The following is a 19,967-nucleotide window of genomic DNA, read 5'->3' on the forward strand; positions in this document are numbered from 1 at the left end:
GCGGCCCTCTAGACTCGTTCGCTGTGGAGACCGAGACGAGCACCTTCTGGGGGCCGGATTTTGCGCAGCTCAGAGCCACCGATCCGGAGATCGCCGGGGTGGTTCTCGGCGAGCTGGACCGGTTGCGGGGTGGCCTGCAGCTGATCGCCAGCGAGAATCTGACCTCGCCTGCGGTGCTTGCCGCGCTCGGTTCGACGCTCACTAACAAGTACGCCGAGGGTTACCCGGGCCGCCGCTACTACGGCGGCTGCGCGGAGGTGGACCGGGCCGAGGAGATCGGCATCGCCCGCGCCAAGGAGCTCTTCGGCGCCGAGCACGCCAACCTCCAGCCGCATTCGGGGGCGAGCGCCAACCTCGCCGCGTACGCCGCGCTTGTGCAGCCGGGGGACACGGTCCTGGCGATGGACCTGCCGCACGGGGGGCACCTCACCCACGGCAGCCGGGTGAACTTCTCCGGCAAGTGGTTCCACCCGGTCGGCTACCCCGTCCGGCCGGACACCGAGCTGATCGACTACGACGAGGTACGCGACCTTGCGCGCGCGCACCGACCCAAGCTGATCATCTGCGGCGCGACGGCGTACCCCCGGTTGATCGACTTCGCGCGGTTCCGGGAGATCGCCGACGAGGTCGGCGCGTACCTGATGGTGGACGCGGCGCACTTCATCGGCCTGGTCGCCGGTCGGGCGATCCCGTCCCCGGTGCCGTACGCCGACGTCGTCTGCGCCACCACCCACAAGGTGCTCCGGGGCCCGCGTGGCGGCATGATCCTCTGCCGTGAGTCGCTGGCCCAGCGGATCGACAAGGCCGTCTTCCCGTTCACCCAGGGCGGCCCGCTGATGCACGCGGTGGCGGCCAAGGCGGTCGCGCTGCGCGAGGCCGCCCAGCCCGAGTTCCAGACGTACGCCCGGCAGGTGGTCAGCAACGCCCAGGCGCTCGCCGCCGGGCTGGCCGACGAGGGGATGCGCCCGGTGTCCGGTGGCACCGACACCCACCTCGCCCTGATCGACCTGCGCGAGACGGGGGTGACGGGCGCGGAGGCCGAGCGGCGCTGCGACGCCGCGTCGATCACCCTGAACAAGAACGCCATCCCGTTCGATCCGCAGCCACCGATGGTGGCCTCCGGCATCCGGGTGGGCACCCCGAGCGTCACCACCCAGGGCATGCGGGAAGGTGAGCTGCGGCAGGTGGCCGCCCTGATCGCCCGTGTGGTGCGCACCGATCCCGGTGCACCGGGCGGTGCCGACGCGCTGTCCCGGATCGGCGCCGAGGTGGCCGAGCTGGTCGCGACGTTCCCGGCGTACCCGCGATGAATGAGGCACGGACGGACGAGCCGCAGGCGGACGAGCCACGGGCGGGTGAGCCGGGCGCGATCCGGGTCCGGCTGCCGTACCTGCGCCTTACGCTGCTGAGTTGTGCGGTGCTGGCAGTGCTGGCGGTCCCGCTCGCGGCGATCCTGTGGGGTGCCGAGGGCGCCGCCGGGGCGGCTGCCGGGATCGCGTTGGTGGTGGTGAGCTATCTCATCTCCGGGTTCTCGGTCGCCTGGGCGGACGCCGTCAACCCGCGCATGATCATGTCCGTTGGGCTTGTCACCTACGGTGTGAAGATCGTGATCCTCGGTCTGGCCATGTCTGCCATCGCGGCCACCGGTTGGGGTGGTTTACGGGTCATGGGCGGCGCGGTCATCCTGGCCGTGCTGGTCTGGACCGGAGCCCACCTGACCTGGGCGTTGCGCTCTCCGCTGCCGACCTTCCGGTCACAGCGCGACTGACTCCGTTCGATCGCACGCTCCTCGTCGGACGATTGTCGGCAATTTGCCGGTCCCGTCGGGCTGCCTCGGCGGACCCGACGGGAGTAGCCTTGGCGACGGTTGACGCGTCCGTAGTGCGACCCGCACGCTGCCCGCAGTGTGGGGGGTGCCGCACACCCTGGCACGCCCCGGCTGATATCGTTCGCCACGTCATGGCCGACGACCTTCACCCCAAGAAGTCCGATGAGCACTCATCGGAGGGCGTTGCCGGCACCGTTCTTGGCTATCTCCTCGCCGGCATTGTGGTGTGGGGTTTCCTCGGGTGGCTCGCTGGACGCCTTCTTGGCTTTCCTACGGGCATCGGGATCGCCACGGGCATGATGTTCGGCGCAGCCGGAGCGATCTACCTGATCATGAAGAGGCTCGGTGCTTGAGTTCCAGCACACGCGGGTCTGTCGAGTGCGGAGGATGACACGGTGAGTGGACAGCTCGTCGCCGCCGAGGGGCTTCCCTGGCCCCCCAGCGTCGGAGATTTCTACCCGCCGAACGTGGCCGGCCCCTGGGTCACCAAGTTCGGGATCATGATCTGGCTCGCGGTCGCGTTGCTGATCATCTTCTTCATGCTCGCCTACCGGAAGCCCAAGCTGGTTCCCGGTAAGGCCCAGTGGTATGCGGAGTCGGTCTACGGCCTGGTTCGGGACAACATCGCCCGTGAGCAGATGGGCAATGCGGGCATCCGCTTCGCGCCCTATTTCACGGTGCTCTTCAGCTTCATCCTGCTGACAAACATCTTCAGCATCGTGCCCGGGTTGCAGATCTCGCCCAACTCGCACATCGCCTTCCCGATCGTGCTCTCGGCTATTTCCTACGTGATGTACATCTACATCGGCATCCGTAAGCACGGCCTCGGAAAATACCTGAAGCAGAGTCTGATCCTGCCGGGCGTTCCATGGCCGATGCACTTCCTGCTGATCCCGATCGAGTTGCTGCAGAACTTCATCGTCCGGCCGGTCACCCTGGCGCTGCGGCTCTTCGCCAACATGTTCGCCGGCCACCTGCTGCTGCTGGTCTTCACCGTCGGCGGCTTCGTGATGCTCGCCTCGGACAGCATCTTCGTCCAGGTGACCTCGGTCTTCTCCTTCGCCATGGCGATCGTGATGGCCTTCTTCGAGCTGCTGGTCGCGGCGCTGCAGGCATATGTCTTCGTCACGCTGACCGCCAACTACATCGGGTCGTCGCTGGCCGACGAGCACTGATCGGCTCGGCGGGTCACCCGGCCCGACCAAGCTTCTGGTACCGACCGCCTACACGTGAAACCTCGCGTGTGAACTAGGAGGAATGCCCGCAATGCAGGTTCTTGCCGCCATCGAAGGCAACGTCAACACCATCGGCTATGGCCTCGCCGCCATCGGCCCCGGTATCGGTGTCGCCCTGGTCTTCGCGGCCTACATCCAGTCGAGCGCCCGCCAGCCGGAGTCCGCCGGTTTCAACCGCACCTGGCTCGTCCTGGGCTTCGCCCTGGTCGAGGCGCTCGCCCTCTTCGGCTTGGTTCTCGCCTTCGCCGTCTGACCCTTCGCACCACGCGACCCGGAGGTCTGACATGTTTATCGCCGCCGAAGGCGTCGAGCACAACCCGATCCTTCCGATCTGGCAGGAGATCGTCGTTGGCTCGATCTCCTTCGCCCTGCTTGTCTTCGTCCTGCTGAAGTTCGTCATGCCTCGCATGGAGGCGATGTACCAGGCGCGGGTCGACGCGATCGAGGGTGGCCTCAAGCGCGCCGAGGCGGCCCAGGCCGAGGCGAACCAGCTGCTCGAGCAGTACCGCGCGCAGCTGGCCGAGGTGCGTACCGAGGCCGCCAAGATCCGTGACGACGCCCGCTCCGACGCCGAGGGGATCCGACAGGACATCCTCGCCAAGGCGCGGGAGGAGTCCGAGCGGGTTGTCGCCGCAGGCAAGGAGCAGCTCCTGGCCGAGCGCGCCACCATCGTGCGCGACCTGCGCGCGGAGGTCGGCGGCCTGGCTGTCGACCTGGCCAGCCGGATCGTCGGGGAGTCGCTCGCCGACGAGGCCCGCCGCAAGGGCACCGTCGAGCGCTTCCTCACCGATCTTGAGAGCGCGGGGGCCCGCTGATGCAGGCCGCCAGCCGGGAGTCGTACAAGGCAGCCGTCGAGCGGCTGGAGGCGTACACCCGCGGTGCTCAGCCGCAGGCGATCGCCGCCACCGCCGACGGCGTCCTCTCCGTCGCGGATCTGCTGCGGCGGGAGGTACGGCTACGCCGGGCGCTCTCCGACCCTGCACGTTCCGGTACGGATCGCGCCGGCCTGCTCGGCACCATGCTGCGCGGCAAGGTGGACGAGCAGGCGCTCGACCTGAGCAGCACGTTGGTCGCCAACCGCTGGTCGGCACCGTCGGAGTTGCTCGACGGCGCCGAGCGGCTCGGTGTGGAGGCGCTGCTTGCCAGCGCCGACGCCACCGGTGACCTCGGCGAGGTGGAGGACGAGCTGTTCCGGTTCGGCCAGTTGGTCGCCGGACAGCCGCAGCTCGCCACCGTGCTGACCGACCCGATCGCGCCGTTGGCTCAGCGCGCCGGATTGGTTCGGGAGCTGCTGGAGGGCAAGGCCCACCCGGTGACGGTCCGCCTCGTCGAGGTGGCTCTCTCCGGGTTCGGTGGGCGCTCCTTCAGCGGTGCGCTCACCCGACTGGTCGAGCTCACCGCCGACCGGCGGGACCGGCAGGTCGCGTACGTGACCGTCGCCGCCCCGCTGGATGACGCGGAGGAGCAGCGGCTGGGCGCTCGTCTCGCTGAGCTATACGGTCGGCAGGTCGACGTCAAGCAGACGGTCGACCCCGACATCCTGGGCGGCATGAGCGTCCGGGTCGGTTCCGATCTCTACGACGGGACGATCCTGCGCCGGCTCAAGGAGACTCGTAACGCGTTCGCCAAGCGCTGACGGCTTCCGCGAAGCACCTGAATGACAGACGCCATTCGGACCGGTCGGTACTAGGTATCCCCGGGCCCCTGAAATTTAAGGAAGCAGAGGATGGCCGAGCTGACCATCTCGACGGAGGAGATCCGCGGCGCCCTGGAGCGCTACGTCTCCTCCTATTCGCCCGACGTCTCCCGCGAGGAGGTCGGCACCGTCGCCGACACCGGTGACGGTATCGCCCACGTCGAGGGCCTGCCCTCGACCATGACCAACGAGCTCCTGGAGTTCGAGGACGGCACGCTCGGCGTGGCGTTGAACCTCGACGTCCGCGAGATCGGTGTCGTTGTTCTCGGTGACTCCTCCAAGCTGGAGGAGGGGCAGCGCGTCAAGCGCACCGAGCGGGTTCTCTCCGTTCCGGTCGGCGACGCCTTCCTCGGGCGCGTGGTCAACGCGCTCGGCGCGCCGATCGACGCGCTCGGCGACATCGCCAACGAGGGCTTCCGCGAGCTGGAGCTGCAGGCTCCGAACGTGATGGCCCGGCAGTCCGTGGACGAGCCGCTCCAGACCGGCATCAAGGCCATCGACGCGATGACCCCGATCGGTCGGGGCCAGCGGCAGCTGATCATCGGTGACCGGAAGACCGGCAAGACCACTGTCGCCCTGGACGCCATCCTCAACCAGCGCGACAACTGGCGCACCGGCGACCCGAAGAAGCAGGTCCGCTGCATCTACGTCGCCATCGGCCAGAAGGCCTCCACGATCGCCTCCATCAAGGGGCAGCTCGAGGAGGCGGGCGCGATGGAGTACACCACCATCGTGGCCTCCCCGGCCTCCGACCCGGCCGGCTTCAAGTACCTCGCTCCGTACACCGGCTCGTCCATCGGGCAGCACTGGATGTACGGCGGCAAGCACGTTCTGATCGTCTTCGACGACCTGAGCAAGCAGGCTGAGGCGTACCGTGCCGTGTCGCTGCTGCTGCGCCGCCCGCCGGGCCGTGAGGCGTACCCGGGTGACGTCTTCTACCTGCACTCCCGCCTGCTGGAGCGCTGCGCGAAGCTCTCCGACGAGCTGGGTGGCGGCTCGATGACCGGTCTGCCGATCATCGAGACGAAGGCCAACGACATCTCGGCCTTCATCCCGACCAACGTCATCTCGATCACCGACGGCCAGATCTTCCTGGAGACCGACCTGTTCAACCAGGGCGTCCGTCCGGCGATCAACGTCGGTACCTCGGTCTCCCGGGTCGGTGGCGCCGCGCAGGTGAAGCCGATGAAGAAGGTCGCCGGTTCGCTGCGGCTCAACCTGGCCCAGTACCGCGAGCTGGAGGCGTTCGCCGCCTTCGCCTCCGACCTGGACAAGGCCTCCCGGGCCCAGCTGGACCGCGGTTCGCGTCTGGTCGAGCTGCTGAAGCAGCCGAACTACTCGCCGTACCCGGTGCAGGAGCAGGTCGTCTCGGTCTGGGCCGGCACCGAGGGCAAGCTGGACGACGTCCCGGTGGGCGAGGTGCGCCGCTTCGAGGCGGAGTTCCTTCAGTACCTGCGGCACAAGCACGCGGGTGTGCTCTCCTCGATCGCTGACAACCAGTGGAACGACGACATCATCGGCTCCCTGGACAACGCGATCAGCGAGTTCAAGAAGGTCTTCCTCGGCAAGGAGGACGAGTCCCGGATCAACGACGCGCCGGCCAAGCCGCTCGAGGGCGACCAGGACCGCGAGACGGTGACCCGCTACCGCGACGGCGCGCCCGCCGGCTCGACCGAGAGCTGATCTGATGGCGGCCCAGGTACGCGTTCTTCGTCAACGGATCCGCTCGGCGAAGTCGATGAAGAAGATCACCAAGGCGATGGAGCTCGTGGCGACGAGCCGGATCGCCAAGGCCCAGGCCCGGGTGCAGGCGTCCCTGCCGTACGCCCAGGCCATCACCGGCGTGCTCACGGCGCTGGCGTCCAACGCGCGGATCGACCACCCGCTGCTCACTCCGCGCGAGCGGGTGCGGCGGGCGGGCGTCCTGCTGGTCACCAGCGACCGTGGCCTGGCCGGCGGTTACAGCTCCAACGCGATCAGGATGGCCGAGTCGCTGATCGCGCGGCTGAAGTCGGACGGCAAGGAGCCGGTGCTCTACGTCATCGGGCGTAAGGGCGTCGGGTTCTACCGGTTCCGTGACCGGCCGATGGAAGCGAACTGGACCGGGTTCAGCGAGCAGCCGTCGTTCGAAGACGCTCGCACCGTCGGTGAGACGCTGATCAAGGCGTTCACCGCCGGCGCGGACGACGTCGACGGCGACGCCGGGGCGGACGGGGTGCTCGGAGTCGACGAGTTGCACATCGTCTACACCGAGTTCCACTCGCTGATGACGCAGACCCCGGTCACCAAGGTGATCGGTCCGATGCAGGTGGAGGACCGGCCGCGCTCCGAGGGGCTGCTGCCGGCGTACGAGTTCGAGCCGGACGCGGAGGCGCTGCTCGACGCGCTCCTGCCGAGGTACATCAACACGCGGATCTACGCGGCGTTGATCGAGTCGGCGGCGAGTGAGTCGGCGGCACGGCGGCGGGCGATGAAGAGCGCCACCGACAACGCCGAAGAGATGATCGAGAAGTACACGCGCGAGATGAACTCGGCCCGACAGGCCGGGATCACCCAGGAGATCAGCGAGATCGTCGGCGGCGCCAACGCGCTGGCCGCGTCGGGAAGTGAAGTGTGATGACTGCACCAGTAGAGACCAAGACGGCCACGGGTCGCGTGGTCCGGGTCATCGGCCCGGTCGTCGACGCCGAATTCCCGCGTGACGCCATGCCGGCCCTGTTCAACGCTCTGAACGTCGACGTGAACCTGTCCGGCGGTGAGAAGACGCTGACCCTGGAGGTTGCCCAGCACCTGGGTGACAACCTGGTCCGCGCCATCTCGATGCAGCCGACGGACGGTCTGGTTCGCGGCGCGGAGGTGCGTGACCGTGGCGAGCCGATCACCGTTCCGGTGGGCGACGCCGTCAAGGGCCACGTGTTCAACGCGATCGGCGAGTGCCTCAACCTCACCGAGGGCGAGACCATTCAGGCCGACGACCGGTGGGGCATCCACCGCAAGGCTCCGGCCTTCGCGGATCTGGAGCCGAAGACCGAGATGCTGGAGACCGGCATCAAGGTCATCGACCTGCTGGCCCCGTACGTCAAGGGCGGCAAGATCGGCCTGTTCGGCGGCGCGGGTGTGGGCAAGACGGTGCTCATCCAGGAGATGATCACACGGGTTGCCCGCAACTTCGGTGGTACCTCGGTGTTCGCCGGCGTGGGTGAGCGCACCCGTGAGGGCAACGACCTCATCGCTGAAATGACCGAGTCCGGCGTCATCGACAAGACGGCGCTCGTCTACGGCCAGATGGACGAGCCGCCGGGCACCCGGCTGCGGGTGGCGCTGTCGGCGCTGACCATGGCCGAGTACTTCCGGGACGTGAAGAAGCAGGAGGTGCTGCTCTTCATCGACAACATCTTCCGCTTCACCCAGGCGGGTTCGGAGGTCTCCACTCTGCTCGGCCGTATGCCGAGCGCCGTGGGTTACCAGCCGACCCTGGCCGACGAGATGGGCGAGCTCCAGGAGCGGATCACCTCCGTCCGGGGCCAGGCCATCACCTCCATGCAGGCGATCTACGTGCCGGCGGACGACTACACCGACCCCGCCCCGGCCACCACGTTCGCCCACCTGGACGCGACCACCAACCTGGAGCGGTCGATCTCCGACAAGGGCATCTACCCGGCCGTGGACCCGCTGGCGTCCTCGTCCCGGATCCTCGCCCCGGAGTTCGTCGGCGCCGAGCACTTCCAGGTGGCCACCGAGGTGAAGCGGATCCTGCAGCGCTACCGCGACCTGCAGGACATCATCGCCATCCTCGGTATCGAGGAGCTCTCCGAGGAAGACAAGATCACCGTGGCGCGTGCCCGGCGGATCGAGCGCTTCCTGTCGCAGAACACCTACGCTGCGGAGCAGTTCACCGGCGTGCCGGGCTCGACGGTCCCGATCAAGGAGACCATCGAGGCGTTCCGCAAGATCAGCGAGGGGGAGTACGACCACTTCCCTGAGCAGGCGTTCTTCATGTGCGGCGGTCTCGAGGACCTCGAGGCCAAGGCCGCGGAGCTGATGAAGGACTGACAGCTCGTCCAGATCCGCAACGCAAAAGACTGCCCCGGCAATGCCGGGGCAGTCTTTTGTTCATCTTCGCGCCTTATCATCTTCGCGGTCCGTTGCTCGCTGTCGGCGTTCGCGCAGCTGGCGAGATACGGTCGTTGCGCACGTTCCCCTGAACGAGCGTTGATCTTTGCAACCTTTCGGCGACGCGCGCCCGTCTTCTACCCGTGGGCGTGACGAACGGAGATGCACGTGGCTAAGGCCGGCAAGAGTGGCCGCAAGTCGATCTGGCGGGGCGTGCCTCGCTGGGCCAGGATCTGCACGGTGTTCGGCGCGGTGCTGACAATGCTCAGCGGTGCGGTGCTGGTCGGCACCGAGGTGCTGATGGCCCGTTACGAGGGCGCCGTCGGCAAGGCCGACCTGTTCGGCGACCAGGCCGCTGGCGCCAAGGAGAAGAAGAGCGACATCAAGGGTCCGCTCAACATCCTGCTTGTCGGCATCGACCCGCGGACCCCGACGGCGGCGCCACTTGCCGACTCGATCATGGTGCTGCACGTGCCTGCCTCGATGGATCGTGCCTACCTGTTCTCCGTGCCCCGTGATCTCTACGTCGACATCCCGCCGTTCAAGAAGGCCGACTTCCACGGCGAGAAGACCAAGATCAACGCGGCGATGTCGTACGGCAGTCATGTGCCGGGCGGAAACCCCGACGCCGCGCGCGGCTTCGAGCTGCTGGCCACGACAGTGCAGAACGCGACGGGCATCAAGCGCTTCGACGCCGGCGCGATCATCAACTTCACCGGCTTCCAGAAGATCGTCGACGCGATGGGCGGCGTCACCATGTACGTCGAGCGCGAGGTGAAGTCCGAGCACAAGCAGCCGGACGGCAAGGCCCGGCCGGGCAACCCGCGCGGCGAGGGCTACATCGGGCCGCAGGCGGTCTACCCGAAGGGCACTCACCACCTCAGTGGGTGGCAGGCGCTGGACTACGTCCGGCAGCGCTACGAGAAGAACGGCGTCATCGACGGCGACTACGGCCGGCAGCGCCACCAGCAGCAGTTCGTCAAGGCGATGGTCGGCCAGGCGTTCAGCGCCGACGTGGTCGCCAACCCGATCAAGCTGGACAAGGTGCTCCGCGCCGCCGGGCAGTCGCTGATCTTCAACGGCCGTGGCAACAGCGTTGTCGACTTCGGGATCGCTCTGAAGGACATCCGCCCCAACACCATCCAGATGATCAAGCTCCCCGGTGGCGGCGTCTACGAAGGTAAGAAGTACAAGGGTGAACAGTTCCAGGCAGGCGTCGCGGACTTCTTCACCGCCCTGCACAATGAACAACTGGACCCGTTCCTGTTGGAGCACCCGGAATTCCACAACAAGACGAAGTAGTCGTGGCGTAGCTCTCCCCACCCGCGTTGGGGGCGGGCAGCCGTCAGGACTAGACTTTCGGCATTCCGCCCGCCGCAGCAAGGAGACAGCGTGGCACAGCAGCTTCACGTCGAGCTCGTCGCCGTCGAGGAAAAGGTCTGGTCAGGTGACGCCGAGATGCTCGTCGCCCGGACCACCGAAGGCGAGCTCGGTGTCCTGCCGGGGCACGCGCCGCTGCTCGGTCAGCTCGCAGAGCCGGGCCAGGTCCGCATCAAGCTGGCCGGTGGTGAGCAGATCTCGTACGACGTGGCCGGCGGCTTCCTCTCGGTGAGCCCCGACAAGGTCACCGTGCTGGCCGAGAGCGCTACCCCGGTTTCCGCGCAGAGCAGCTGAGCCACACCGGGGATGGAGATCGTCGAAGGAATCGGGATCGGCGTCGCCGTCGTCCTCGTCGCGGTTCTCTTCCTCTTCGTCCGCCGTGCGCTCGTCACCCGCAGCGGTGGCATCATCCGGCTCAGCGTCCGGACCACCACAATGCTCGACGGCCGCGGCTGGTCACCGGGCTTCGGCCGGTTCGCCGGTGAGGAACTGCGCTGGTACCGGATGTTCAGCTTCGCGTTGCGACCCAAGCGGGTGCTCTCCCGCAAAGGGCTGGCCGTGGAGCGCCGCCGCTTGCCCGAAGGGCAGGAGCGGCTCTCCATGCCGGCCGACTGGGTGATCCTCCGGTGTACCAGTCACCACGCACCGGTGGAGATCGCCATGGCGCGGTCGACAGTTACCGGTTTCCTATCCTGGCTCGAGGCCGCCCCTCCGGGGGCGGTCTCGCCGCGTATGGCCTCCCAGGACTGGCCGGCTGCCTGAGCCGCTTCTCGGGTCACCCCTGGGTTTCCGGGGGAGCCCACCCGGCTCCGGGCGGTCAGGCTTGATCCCTGCGCCGGGCGGGCTCTCCCGGAAACCCGTCGGTGCCGGTGTGCGTCGTTCCGGCGCGGGTTCTCATCACCTGCCGTTACCGATGTTGCTGAGGCGTGAGGGCCCCCAGATCGGGAACCCACCCCTACACGTGCTGGCGGGGCGCTCCCGATCAGCGCTTGCCGCCCGGCACCCATAGCACATCGCCTGCCGGATTTGCCGTTCTTGACAGGATGAAGAGCAGATCGGAGAGCCGGTTGAGATACTTTGCCGGGAGCGGGCTGGTTCGCTCCGGATCGTGGCTGACCAGCGCCCATGCCGATCGCTCGGCACGCCGGGCAACGGTCCGCGCCACGTGCAGGAGTGCCGCACCCGCGGTGCCGCCGGGGAGGATGAAGGAGTCGAGCGTGCTCAGGCGTGCGTTGTACTCGTCGCACCAGCTTTCCAGGCGCTCGACGTACTCCTCGGTCACCCGCAGCGGCGGATACTTCGGATCCGGCTCCACCGGGGTGGCCAGGTCGGCACCGACGTCGAACAGGTCGTTCTGCACCGACTCCAGCACGACCCGCAGCTCATCGTCGAGCTGTCCCAGGGCGAGTGCCACGCCGATCGCCGCGTTGCACTCGTCGACATCCGCGTACCCGGCGATCCGTGGATCGGTCTTCGGCACCTGCTCGTTGTTGCTCAGCCTGGTCATGCCGGCATCGCCGGCCTTGGTGTAGATGCGCGTGAGGTGGACGGCCATGACGCACAGCCTACGGATACCGGATCTGACGATCCCTACGCGGCCGGCTACCACTGCCGGCTGGCCGGCGGTGGTAGGCCCCGGAGACGCCGGTGACCCGGCAATCAATGATGTCGATGTCATCCGGGTGCGTGGTGATGCGCGACTGGCCGGCACCGTGCACGTGGTGGGTGCCAAGAACTCGGCGCTGAAGCTGATGGCAGCCGCGCTGCTCGCACCGGGGCGGAGCGTGATCACCAACGTCCCGCGGATCACCGACATCGCGATCATGGGAGAGGTGCTGCGCCGGCTGGGATGCGACGTCCGGTTCGACGCCGACGACCCGGTGGACCCGATGGTTGCCCGAGGGGGTGTCGCCCGGTCCCGCTCGGTGACGATCGACGTACCCGAGCAGCCCGGCGCGGACGCGGACTACGACCTGGTCCGGCGGCTCCGCGCGTCGATCTGCGTGCTGGGTCCGCTGCTGGCCCGTCGGGGGTTCGTGCGGGTGGCCCACCCCGGCGGCGACGCCATCGGCTCCCGTGGGCTGGACATGCACATCTCCGGGCTGACGCGGATGGGCGCCGATATCTCCGGCGAGCACGGTTTCGTCATCGCCTCCGCCCCACACGGTCTGCGCGGCGCGGACATCGTGCTCGATTTTCCCAGCGTGGGTGCGACCGAGAACCTGGTGATGGCGGCGGTGCTGGCCCAGGGCACCACGACGGTCGAAAACGCGGCACGGGAACCCGAGATCGTCGACATCTGCACGATGCTCAACCAGATGGGCGCGCAGATCTCCGGCGCCGGCACGACCACGCTGCGGATCACCGGCGTACCCGGGCTGCGCCCGGTGCGGCACGCCACGGTGGGGGACCGGATCGTCGCCGGCACGTGGGCGTTCGGCGCGGCGATGACCCGGGGCGACGTGACGGTGACCGGGCTCGACCCGGCCTACCTGGAGATCGCGCTGGACAAGGTGGTTGCGGCCGGCGGCCTCGTCGAGACCCGGGGAGACGGCTTCCGCGTACGCATGGACGACCGGCCCCGGGCTGTGGACGTGGTGACGCTGCCGTACCCCGGCTTCGCCACCGACCTGCTGCCGATGGCGATCGGGCTGGCCGCGGTCAGCGACGGAGCGTCCCTGATCACGGAGAACATCTTCGACGGCCGGTTCATGTTCGCCAACGAGATGATGCGGCTCGGCGCGGACATCAAGACCGACGGGCACCACGCAGTGGTCCGGGGGCACGAGCGGCTGTCCGGCGCTCCGGTGCGGGCCACCGACATCCGCGCCGGTGCGGGGCTGATCATCGCGGGGCTCTGCTCGGAGGGCACCACAGAGGTTTCCCACGTGCACCACGTCGACCGGGGCTACCCGGATTTCGTGGCCGACCTGCGGGCGCTCGGGGTGGCGGTCGAGCGGGGCACCGCGCCCGAGGAACCTTCGCTGGAGATCTGAGCCGCCCTCGGGGGCCTCCGGTCAGCCCCTTAGTCGTCGTTCAGGCTCGCCGACTAGGGTGCAGACAGGCACTCAATCGTGGCGAGGGAGAAGTAGATGGCGGGTCGACTCGCGGTCGTCGGGGCCGGACTGATGGGTTCCGGCATCGCCCAGGTGGCGGCGCAGGCGGGCTGGCAGGTGACGTTGCGGGACCTGGACGACGCGGCCACCGCCCGCGGGCTCGGCGGCATCCGTAAGTCGCTGGAGAAGTTCGCCGAGAAGGGCAAGATCGAGGCGTCCGAGGTCGAGGCGACGCTGGCCCGGATCACCCCGACCACCGACCTGGAGGCGGCGGCGGACGCGGACATCGTGGTCGAGGCGGTCTTCGAACGGCTGGAGATCAAGCACGAGGTGTTCCGCGCCCTGGACAAGATCTGCAAGGCCGACGCGGTGCTCGCCACCAACACGTCGGCCATCCCGGTCACCCAGATCGCCGCGGTCACCGAGCGGCCCGAGGCGGTCGTCGGCACCCACTTCTTCTCGCCGGTGCCGATGATGCAACTCTGCGAGCTGGTGCGTGGCTACAAGACCAGTGACGCCACGCTGGCCACGGTGCGCGCGTTCGCCGAGGAGATCGGCAAGACGGTCGTGGTGGTCAACCGCGACATCGCGGGCTTCGTCACCACGCGGCTGATCTCCGCTCTCGTGGTGGAGGCGGTCAAGCTCGTCGAGTCGGGAGTGGTGTCGGCGGAGGACCTGGACACCGCCTGCCGGCTGGGCTTCGGGCACGCCATGGGCCCGCTCGCCACCACCGACCTGACCGGCGTGGACGTGCTGCTGCACGCGTCGAAGAACATCTACACCGACACGGCGGACGAGAAGTTCTTCCCGCCGGAGCTGCTCCAGCGCATGGTCACCGCCGGCGACCTGGGCCGCAAGACCGGCAAGGGCTTCTACACGTACTGAGCCGAAGGAAGGGCCCCTTATTAACGCCTCGTGTAGAGGAGGGGCCCCTTATTAACCTCCTCTACCGCAGGTGTTAATAAGGTGCCCTTCCTTACTCAGCCGTCGCGCTTTGTGGTCCAGCGGAAGGTGGTCAGGCAGAGCACCAGGCCGATCACGCACCACAGGATCAGCACCAGCGCCACCCGGCCCAGCTCGTACGAGCCGCCCGGTTCCTGCGCGCCGAAGCTCTCCGGCAGGAAGACCGCCCGCAGCCCCTGGCACATCCACTTGAGCGGGAACAGCGCCGCCACCTGCTGCATCCAGGTGGGCAGCTCGGTGAAGACGAAGAACACCCCGGAGATGAACTGGAGCACCAGGGAGACCGGGGTGACGACCGCCGAGCCGCTGCGGGCGGTACGGGCCAGCGACGAGATGGCGATGCCGCACAGGGTGCAGGCGGTGACCCCGAGCACGGAGACCCAGCCGAAGGTGAGCCACTTCGCGGCGGTGCCGGGCAGGTCGAGGTCGAACAGCGCCACGGCGACGGCGAGCAGGAGCGCCGTTTCGACGATGCCGATCGCCACCACCATGATCACCTTGCCGGCGAACCAGACCCACTTCGGCATCGGCGTGCCCCGGTAGCGCTTGAGCACCCCACGGTCCCGCTCGATCGGAATCCAGATGCCCAGGTTCTGGAAGCTCACCGTCATCAGGCCGGTCGCGATCATGCCGGTGATGAAGTACTGGGTGAACTTGACCCCGCCGCCGATCTCGCCGCCGAAGATCGACGCGAAGATCAGGATCATGATGATGGGGAAGCCCATCGTGAAGACCACGGATTCCCGACTGCGCAGGAACTGGGTGATCTCCAGCCGGCCCTGGCGCAGGGCGAGCGCGCCGGCACCCGGCCGGCGTCCGCGGTTCGCGGCGACAGGCGTCGCCGGCCTCGTCGTGGTCGTCATCGCGCGTGTCCGATCATGGTGAGGTAGACGTCCTCCAGGGTCGGCCGGGTCACGGTGAGCCCCGGGACCTCGCCGCCGTAGCGCGCCGCCAGGTCGGCCACCAGGGCCGTCGGCGTCGCGCTCTGCGTGCTCTCCAGCGTCCCGTCCGGGGTACGCCAGGACACCGTGGCCAGGGCCTCCTGCCGGTTGCCCAACTGGTTCGGGGCGGCCACCTCGACGAGCCGACCGGCGGCGATGACACCCACCCGGTCGGCGAGTGACTCCGCCTCGTTCAGGTAGTGCGTGGTCAGCACGATTGTGGTGCCGGCCGCGGCGAGGTCGCGGATCAGCTCCCAGAACTCGCGGCGGGCCTCGGGGTCGAAGCCGGTGGTGGGCTCGTCGAGGAAGAGCAGTTCGGGGCGGCCGATGATGCCGAGCGCCACATCGAGACGGCGCCGCTGCCCGCCGGAGAGGGTGTGCGTGCGGGCGCTCGCCTTGCTGGCCAGACCCACCCGCTCGATCACCTTGTCCGGGTCGTCGGCGTCGGGGTAGAAGCCGGAGAAGTGCCGGATCACCTCGGCCACGGTCAGCTCGTCGAACTCGCCGGTGCCCTGCAACACGATGCCCACCCTGGACCGCCAGTCCGGGCTGGGGTGCGCGGGGTCAGCGCCGAGCACCGAAACCTCGCCCGCATCGCGGCCCCGGTAGCCCTCCAGGATCTCCACCGTGGTGGTCTTGCCGGCGCCGTTCGGGCCGAGCAGAGCGAACACCTCGCCACGGCGTACGTCGAGGTCCACGCCCGCCACCGCGACGTTGTCTCCGTACGCCTTGCGCAGCCCTCGGACGGAGATGGCCAGCTCGTCATCCATGGCGTCAAGTGTGCGTCCTGGCCCGGCCGGTGTGCTGCCCGGGGTGTGGCGGTCGCCGACATCGTGCGCGTTCCGCACCCGGATGTCCGCGACATGGACGTGTGCGGTTTTGCACAGCCCGTTTTACTGAACGGTAACTTAGACTCCGGCCATGGATGAGAAGGCATCTGCGAGCCGGCTGCCCGAGCGTGACCGCCCGTGGGTGATGCGCACCTACGCCGGCCACTCGTCGGCCGCCGCCACCAACGCCCTCTTCCGCCGCAACCTGGCGAAGGGGCAGACCGGCCTCTCGGTCGCCTTCGACCTGCCCACCCAGACCGGGTACGACCCGGACCACGAACTCGCCTCCGGTGAGGTCGGCCGGGTCGGCGTGCCCGTGGCCCACCTCGGCGACATGCGGGCGCTCTTCGACGGCATCCCGCTGGCCGAGATGAACACGTCGATGACTATCAACGCCCCGGCGATGTGGCTGCTGGCCCTCTACGGCACGGTCGGGCTCGAACAGGACGCGGAGCTGGCCCGCTGCGCCGGCACCACCCAGAACGACATCATCAAGGAGTACCTGTCGCGGGGGACGTACATCTTCCCGCCGGCGGCGTCCCTGCGGCTCACCGCCGACGTGGTGGCGTACACCCTGCGGGAGATGCCGCGGTGGAACCCGGTCAACATCTGCTCGTACCACCTCCAGGAGGCCGGGGCCACACCCGTGCAGGAGGTCGGCTTCGCGCTGGCCACCGCGGTCGCCGTGCTCGACGCGGTCCGTGACTCCGGCCAGGTGCCCGCCGAGCGGATGGGCGACGTGGTGCAGCGCATCTCGTTCTTCGTCAACGCCGGGGTGCGCTTCGTCGAGGAGATCGCCAAGATGCGCGCGTTCGGCGTGCTCTGGGACGAGATCACCCGCGACCGGTACGGGGTCACCGAGGCCAAGCAGCGTCGGTTCCGCTACGGCGTCCAGGTCAACTCGCTCGGCCTCACCGAGGCGCAGCCGGAGAACAACATCCAGCGCATCGTGCTGGAGATGCTCGGCGTGACGATCTCCCGCGACGCCCGCGCCCGCGCCGTGCAACTGCCCGCCTGGAACGAGGCGCTCGGCCTGCCCCGTCCCTGGGACCAGCAGTGGTCGCTGCGCATGCAACAGGTCCTGGCGTACGAGTCGGACCTGCTCGAATACCCCGACATTTTCGCCGGCTCGCACGTGATGACGGCGCTCGTCGACGACGTCGTCGCCGGGGCCCGGGTCGAACTGGACAAGGTGCTGGAACTGGGTGGCGTGGTGGCCGCCGTGGAAACGGGCTACCTCAAGAGCGCACTCGTCGCCTCACTCGCCGAGCGGCGTCGCCGGATGGAGTCCGGAGCCGACGTGGTGGTCGGCGTCAACAGGTACGTCGAGACCGAACCCTCGCCGCTGACCGCCGCCGGAGCGGAGGCGGTCGAGCAGGTCGACCCGGCCGTCGAGGCCGCCGCCGTGGACGGCGTACGCCGGTGGCGTGCCGAACGGGACGACGCGGCAGTGGACGCGGCACTGGCCCAGCTCCGCGCGGACGCCGCGACCACCACCAACCTCATGCCGGCAACCTTCGCCTGTGTACGGGCCGGCGTTACCACCGGCGAGTGGGCCGGCGCGCTGCGCCAGGTCTTCGGCGAGTACCGGGCACCCACAGGCCTGGCCGGCGGCGTCGGCACGGGCGGCGACCCGGGTCTCGTGGCGGTCCGTGAGCGGGTCACCGCCACCGCCCGGGAGTTGGGCAGCGGGCGCCTGCGGCTGCTGGTCGGCAAGCCCGGCCTGGACGGACACTCAAACGGCGCGGAACAGATCGCGGTACGCGCCCGCGACGCCGGCTTCGAGGTCGTCTACCAGGGCATCCGGCTGACCGCCGGCCAGATCGTCGCCGCCGCCATCCAGGAGGACGTCGACCTGGTGGGGCTGTCGGTGCTGTCCGGCTCACACCTGGCCGCCGTGCCAGCGGTGCTCGACGGGCTTCGTGCCGCCGGCCGCGCCGACCTGCCAGTGGTGGTCGGCGGCATCATCCCCGCCGGAGACGCCGAGGCGCTGCGAGCCGCAGGTGTGGCACGGGTCTTCACCCCGAAGGACTTCGCCCTCACCGCCATCATCGACGACCTGGTGACGGTCATCCGGGAGACCAATTCTCTACCTTGACCGGCGCGATCAGCCGCTACCTTGCGCATGGGCGGACGCCCTGCGCGGTCAGTCAGCGCCCTGCGTAGTCGGCCGGCGCTGCGTGGTCGGCCGGCGCTGCGTGGTTGGTCAGCGCTCGGATGGTCGGCTGGCGCCTTGCGTGGCCGTCGGTCCTTGGGTGGTCGTTCTTCCATCCGTGGCTGGTTGGCCCTGGTGGAAGGTCAGCGGTGGTCGTAGGTCATGCAGTCGGCCATGTCGTTGTCCGGCCCCACCCTGATCGACGGCGCGTGGCATTCGAGCTGCTCGTTGTGCAGGCAGTCCGAGCGCTGGCAGGCACCCACCTGGGCTATAAGGGTGCCCAGGCCGCCCTGGACGGGTGACTCCACGAACGTGTGGCAGTGCGCGTGGTCGGCACTGCCGATCGTGATCGCGAAGGCGTGACAGTCGCCCGCCTGGTTGTACGCACAGGCAGCGACCACACACTCCTGGACGCGGGGCATCTCCAACGCTGCAGTCATCTCGACCTCCAGAGGGCTCTTGCCCCGATACTAGGCATTTGTCGGCTCATCAACGCCAGTATCCGAGCCGTCCCACCTGACCGGTGTGTCCGACCCGCCTTTGATCCACTCGCCTTCCTTGAAACCGGTGTGTCCGGATGCGGTGGATGCCCCGGTTTCAAGGAACCCGAGTCGATCATTGCCTGGGCGCCCCGGTTCGGCCGGCGTCCGGCCGCGCATATGGGGGGTATGCCCGTTGGCGGCGGGTTTCTGGGTGTGACCGGTGGCATCCTCAGGCCGGAATCGTGGCGGCCCCGGCCGGGTTGCATACCCTGACGATCGCAGTACGGCCGACCGCAGGCGACCTCCTCGCGGAGATGCACCGCCCGGCCCGCCTCGGCGCAGCGTTGCGCGACTGCCCGGCCCGCTGGGCGTGGCGCGACTGCCCGGCCCGCTGGCGCGGGTGGAATGCCTGGCCCGGCCCGGTGGTTACACACTGACCGACCGCACCAAGAGGCGGGCGACGGCGCGACTGCCCGGCCCGCTGGCGCGGGTGGAATGCCTGGCCCGGCCCGGTGGTTACACACTGACCGACCGCACCAGGCGGCGACGCCCCGACGTGCGTGAGCGACAGATAAGGCGCCGTGCCAGAGGTTGGCCGATGCCCCGGGCTGGATCCCCGCGCTCGACTCACGGCTCGGCCAAGCGATGGCCGCCCCGGGAATGGCCCCGGCCCCCGGGTGGTTACACATGGACCGGCCGCCAGAGGCGCCCCCGCGCCCGGCCGCCGCGAATGACTCCCCCCTTTGTTTTGTGCAGCGCCGGACGAGGTGCTCACACCCGTGCGCCGCCCCCGGGTGGTGTGTGGGTGTTTCCTACCCCCGAAGGAGCTACCCCCATGAACACGATCATTCGTAAGAGCATGCTGTCCGTTGCTGGTCTCGCGTTCGCCGGTGGTGTTTTCGCCGGCCCCATCGCCGGCCACAACGCCGCCGACGCTGCGGTGGGTGTCAAGCCGGTCGCGGTGGTGCAGGCCGACAAGCCTGATACCGGCAAGTTGATCCCGCACGGCACGCAGGGCGCGCAGTCCCGGATCGCCCTCAACGACGAGCAGACCGCGAATGTGAAGGCGATCATCTCCGCGACGAAGAAGGCTGGCATGCCTGAGCGGGCCGCGGTGATCTCGATCGGTACGAGTCTGCAGGAGTCGAAGTTGGAGAACCTGGGTCACCTGGGTGACCGCAACGATCATGACTCGCAGGGCTTGTTCCAGCAGCGTCCGAGCTCGGGTTGGGGTACGCCGGAGCAGATCACCGACCCCGACTACTCCACCACCGCGTTCCTGAAGGGT

21 protein-coding genes are annotated in these 19,967 nt (G+C 68.7%); 17 read left to right on the top strand and 4 right to left on the bottom strand.

Features of this window, described 5'->3' with window-relative positions:
• Positions 1-23 precede the first annotated feature (23 nt).
• The 13 genes from glyA (at position 24) to ADK66_RS14980 (ending at position 11,014) form a co-directional block, all read left to right on the top strand.
• Positions 24-1,310 carry a serine hydroxymethyltransferase gene (gene glyA, locus ADK66_RS14920; protein WP_197281525.1) on the top strand — a complete coding sequence of 429 codons (1,287 nt, stop codon included), beginning with the start codon at positions 24-26 and terminating at the stop codon, positions 1,308-1,310.
• Complete coding sequence (locus tag ADK66_RS14925) at positions 1,307-1,768, top strand: hypothetical protein (RefSeq protein ID WP_053655646.1); 462 nt, start codon at positions 1,307-1,309, stop codon at positions 1,766-1,768. Before glyA ends, ADK66_RS14925 begins: the two co-directional genes overlap by 4 nt.
• A gap of 191 nt (positions 1,769-1,959) precedes the next feature.
• On the top strand, positions 1,960-2,181 hold the full coding sequence (locus ADK66_RS14930; protein ID WP_053655647.1) for a hypothetical protein: 222 nt from the start codon (positions 1,960-1,962) through the stop codon (positions 2,179-2,181).
• Positions 2,182-2,223: 42 nt separating this feature from the next.
• Complete coding sequence (gene atpB / locus ADK66_RS14935; RefSeq protein ID WP_053655648.1) at positions 2,224-3,003, top strand: F0F1 ATP synthase subunit A; 780 nt, start codon at positions 2,224-2,226, stop codon at positions 3,001-3,003.
• 91 nt (positions 3,004-3,094) lie between these two features.
• The gene (atpE, locus tag ADK66_RS14940; protein ID WP_053655649.1) at positions 3,095-3,316 is read left to right on the top strand and encodes an ATP synthase F0 subunit C; all 222 of its coding nucleotides are present in this window, start codon (positions 3,095-3,097) and stop codon (positions 3,314-3,316) included.
• Between the two features lie 31 nt (positions 3,317-3,347).
• A complete protein-coding gene (locus ADK66_RS14945) occupies positions 3,348-3,878 on the top strand; it encodes a F0F1 ATP synthase subunit B (protein ID WP_053655650.1) in 531 nt (176 codons plus the stop codon).
• A complete protein-coding gene (locus tag ADK66_RS14950; RefSeq protein ID WP_053655651.1) occupies positions 3,878-4,699 on the top strand; it encodes a F0F1 ATP synthase subunit delta in 822 nt (273 codons plus the stop codon). The genes ADK66_RS14945 and ADK66_RS14950 overlap by 1 nt, the downstream gene beginning before the upstream one ends.
• 90 nt (positions 4,700-4,789) lie before the next feature.
• Entirely contained in the window at positions 4,790-6,442 is a 1,653-nt protein-coding gene (atpA, locus tag ADK66_RS14955; RefSeq protein ID WP_053655652.1) for a F0F1 ATP synthase subunit alpha, read from the top strand.
• Between the two features lie 4 nt (positions 6,443-6,446).
• Positions 6,447-7,376, top strand: coding sequence for a F0F1 ATP synthase subunit gamma (locus ADK66_RS14960; protein ID WP_053655653.1), 930 nt, complete (start codon positions 6,447-6,449; stop codon positions 7,374-7,376).
• Entirely contained in the window at positions 7,376-8,812 is a 1,437-nt protein-coding gene (gene atpD / locus ADK66_RS14965) for a F0F1 ATP synthase subunit beta (protein WP_053655654.1), read from the top strand. Before ADK66_RS14960 ends, atpD begins: the two co-directional genes overlap by 1 nt.
• 222 nt (positions 8,813-9,034) lie before the next feature.
• Positions 9,035-10,174: an LCP family protein gene (locus ADK66_RS14970; protein ID WP_053655655.1), complete on the top strand. Its 1,140-nt coding sequence runs from the start codon at positions 9,035-9,037 to the stop codon at positions 10,172-10,174.
• Between the two features lie 90 nt (positions 10,175-10,264).
• The gene (locus tag ADK66_RS14975) at positions 10,265-10,546 is read left to right on the top strand and encodes a F0F1 ATP synthase subunit epsilon (RefSeq protein WP_053655656.1); all 282 of its coding nucleotides are present in this window, start codon (positions 10,265-10,267) and stop codon (positions 10,544-10,546) included.
• Positions 10,547-10,558: 12 nt separating this feature from the next.
• Positions 10,559-11,014, top strand: a complete 456-nt coding sequence (locus ADK66_RS14980) for a DUF2550 domain-containing protein (RefSeq protein ID WP_053655657.1) — start codon at positions 10,559-10,561, stop codon at positions 11,012-11,014.
• 220 nt (positions 11,015-11,234) lie between these two features.
• On the opposite strand, the gene ADK66_RS14985 is transcribed toward ADK66_RS14980, so the two are convergent.
• Positions 11,235-11,807 carry a cob(I)yrinic acid a,c-diamide adenosyltransferase gene (locus ADK66_RS14985; protein WP_053655658.1) on the bottom strand — a complete coding sequence of 191 codons (573 nt, stop codon included), beginning with the start codon at positions 11,805-11,807 and terminating at the stop codon, positions 11,235-11,237.
• Here ADK66_RS14985 and murA point away from each other — a divergent pair.
• Positions 11,806-13,248 (top strand): UDP-N-acetylglucosamine 1-carboxyvinyltransferase, encoded by a 1,443-nt coding sequence (murA, locus tag ADK66_RS14990; protein ID WP_053655659.1) that lies wholly within the window; start codon positions 11,806-11,808, stop codon positions 13,246-13,248. The two genes, ADK66_RS14985 and murA, sit on opposite strands and share 2 nt — an antisense overlap.
• Positions 13,249-13,344: 96 nt before the next feature.
• A complete protein-coding gene (locus tag ADK66_RS14995; RefSeq protein ID WP_053655660.1) occupies positions 13,345-14,193 on the top strand; it encodes a 3-hydroxyacyl-CoA dehydrogenase family protein in 849 nt (282 codons plus the stop codon).
• 95 nt (positions 14,194-14,288) lie between these two features.
• On the opposite strand, the gene ADK66_RS15000 is transcribed toward ADK66_RS14995, so the two are convergent.
• A complete protein-coding gene (locus ADK66_RS15000) occupies positions 14,289-15,134 on the bottom strand; it encodes an ABC transporter permease (protein ID WP_053655661.1) in 846 nt (281 codons plus the stop codon).
• Complete coding sequence (locus ADK66_RS15005) at positions 15,131-15,982, bottom strand: ABC transporter ATP-binding protein (RefSeq protein ID WP_053655662.1); 852 nt, start codon at positions 15,980-15,982, stop codon at positions 15,131-15,133. Before ADK66_RS15005 ends, ADK66_RS15000 begins: the two co-directional genes overlap by 4 nt.
• Positions 15,983-16,133: 151 nt before the next feature.
• Between ADK66_RS15005 and ADK66_RS15010 the strand changes: the two genes are divergently transcribed.
• Positions 16,134-18,140, top strand: a complete 2,007-nt coding sequence (locus ADK66_RS15010; RefSeq protein ID WP_053655664.1) for a protein meaA — start codon at positions 16,134-16,136, stop codon at positions 18,138-18,140.
• A gap of 200 nt (positions 18,141-18,340) precedes the next feature.
• Here ADK66_RS15010 and ADK66_RS15015 read toward each other — a convergent pair whose 3' ends face one another.
• Positions 18,341-18,637 carry a DUF1540 domain-containing protein gene (locus ADK66_RS15015; protein WP_053655666.1) on the bottom strand — a complete coding sequence of 99 codons (297 nt, stop codon included), beginning with the start codon at positions 18,635-18,637 and terminating at the stop codon, positions 18,341-18,343.
• An 877-nt stretch (positions 18,638-19,514) separates the two neighbouring features.
• Between ADK66_RS15015 and ADK66_RS15020 the strand changes: the two genes are divergently transcribed.
• Positions 19,515-19,967: hypothetical protein (locus ADK66_RS15020; RefSeq protein ID WP_053655668.1), on the top strand; the 453-nt coding region annotated here is incomplete at its 3' end.

The organism is Micromonospora sp. NRRL B-16802, from assembly GCF_001279555.1.
Lineage (GTDB): Bacteria > Actinomycetota > Actinomycetes > Mycobacteriales > Micromonosporaceae > Micromonospora > Micromonospora profundi.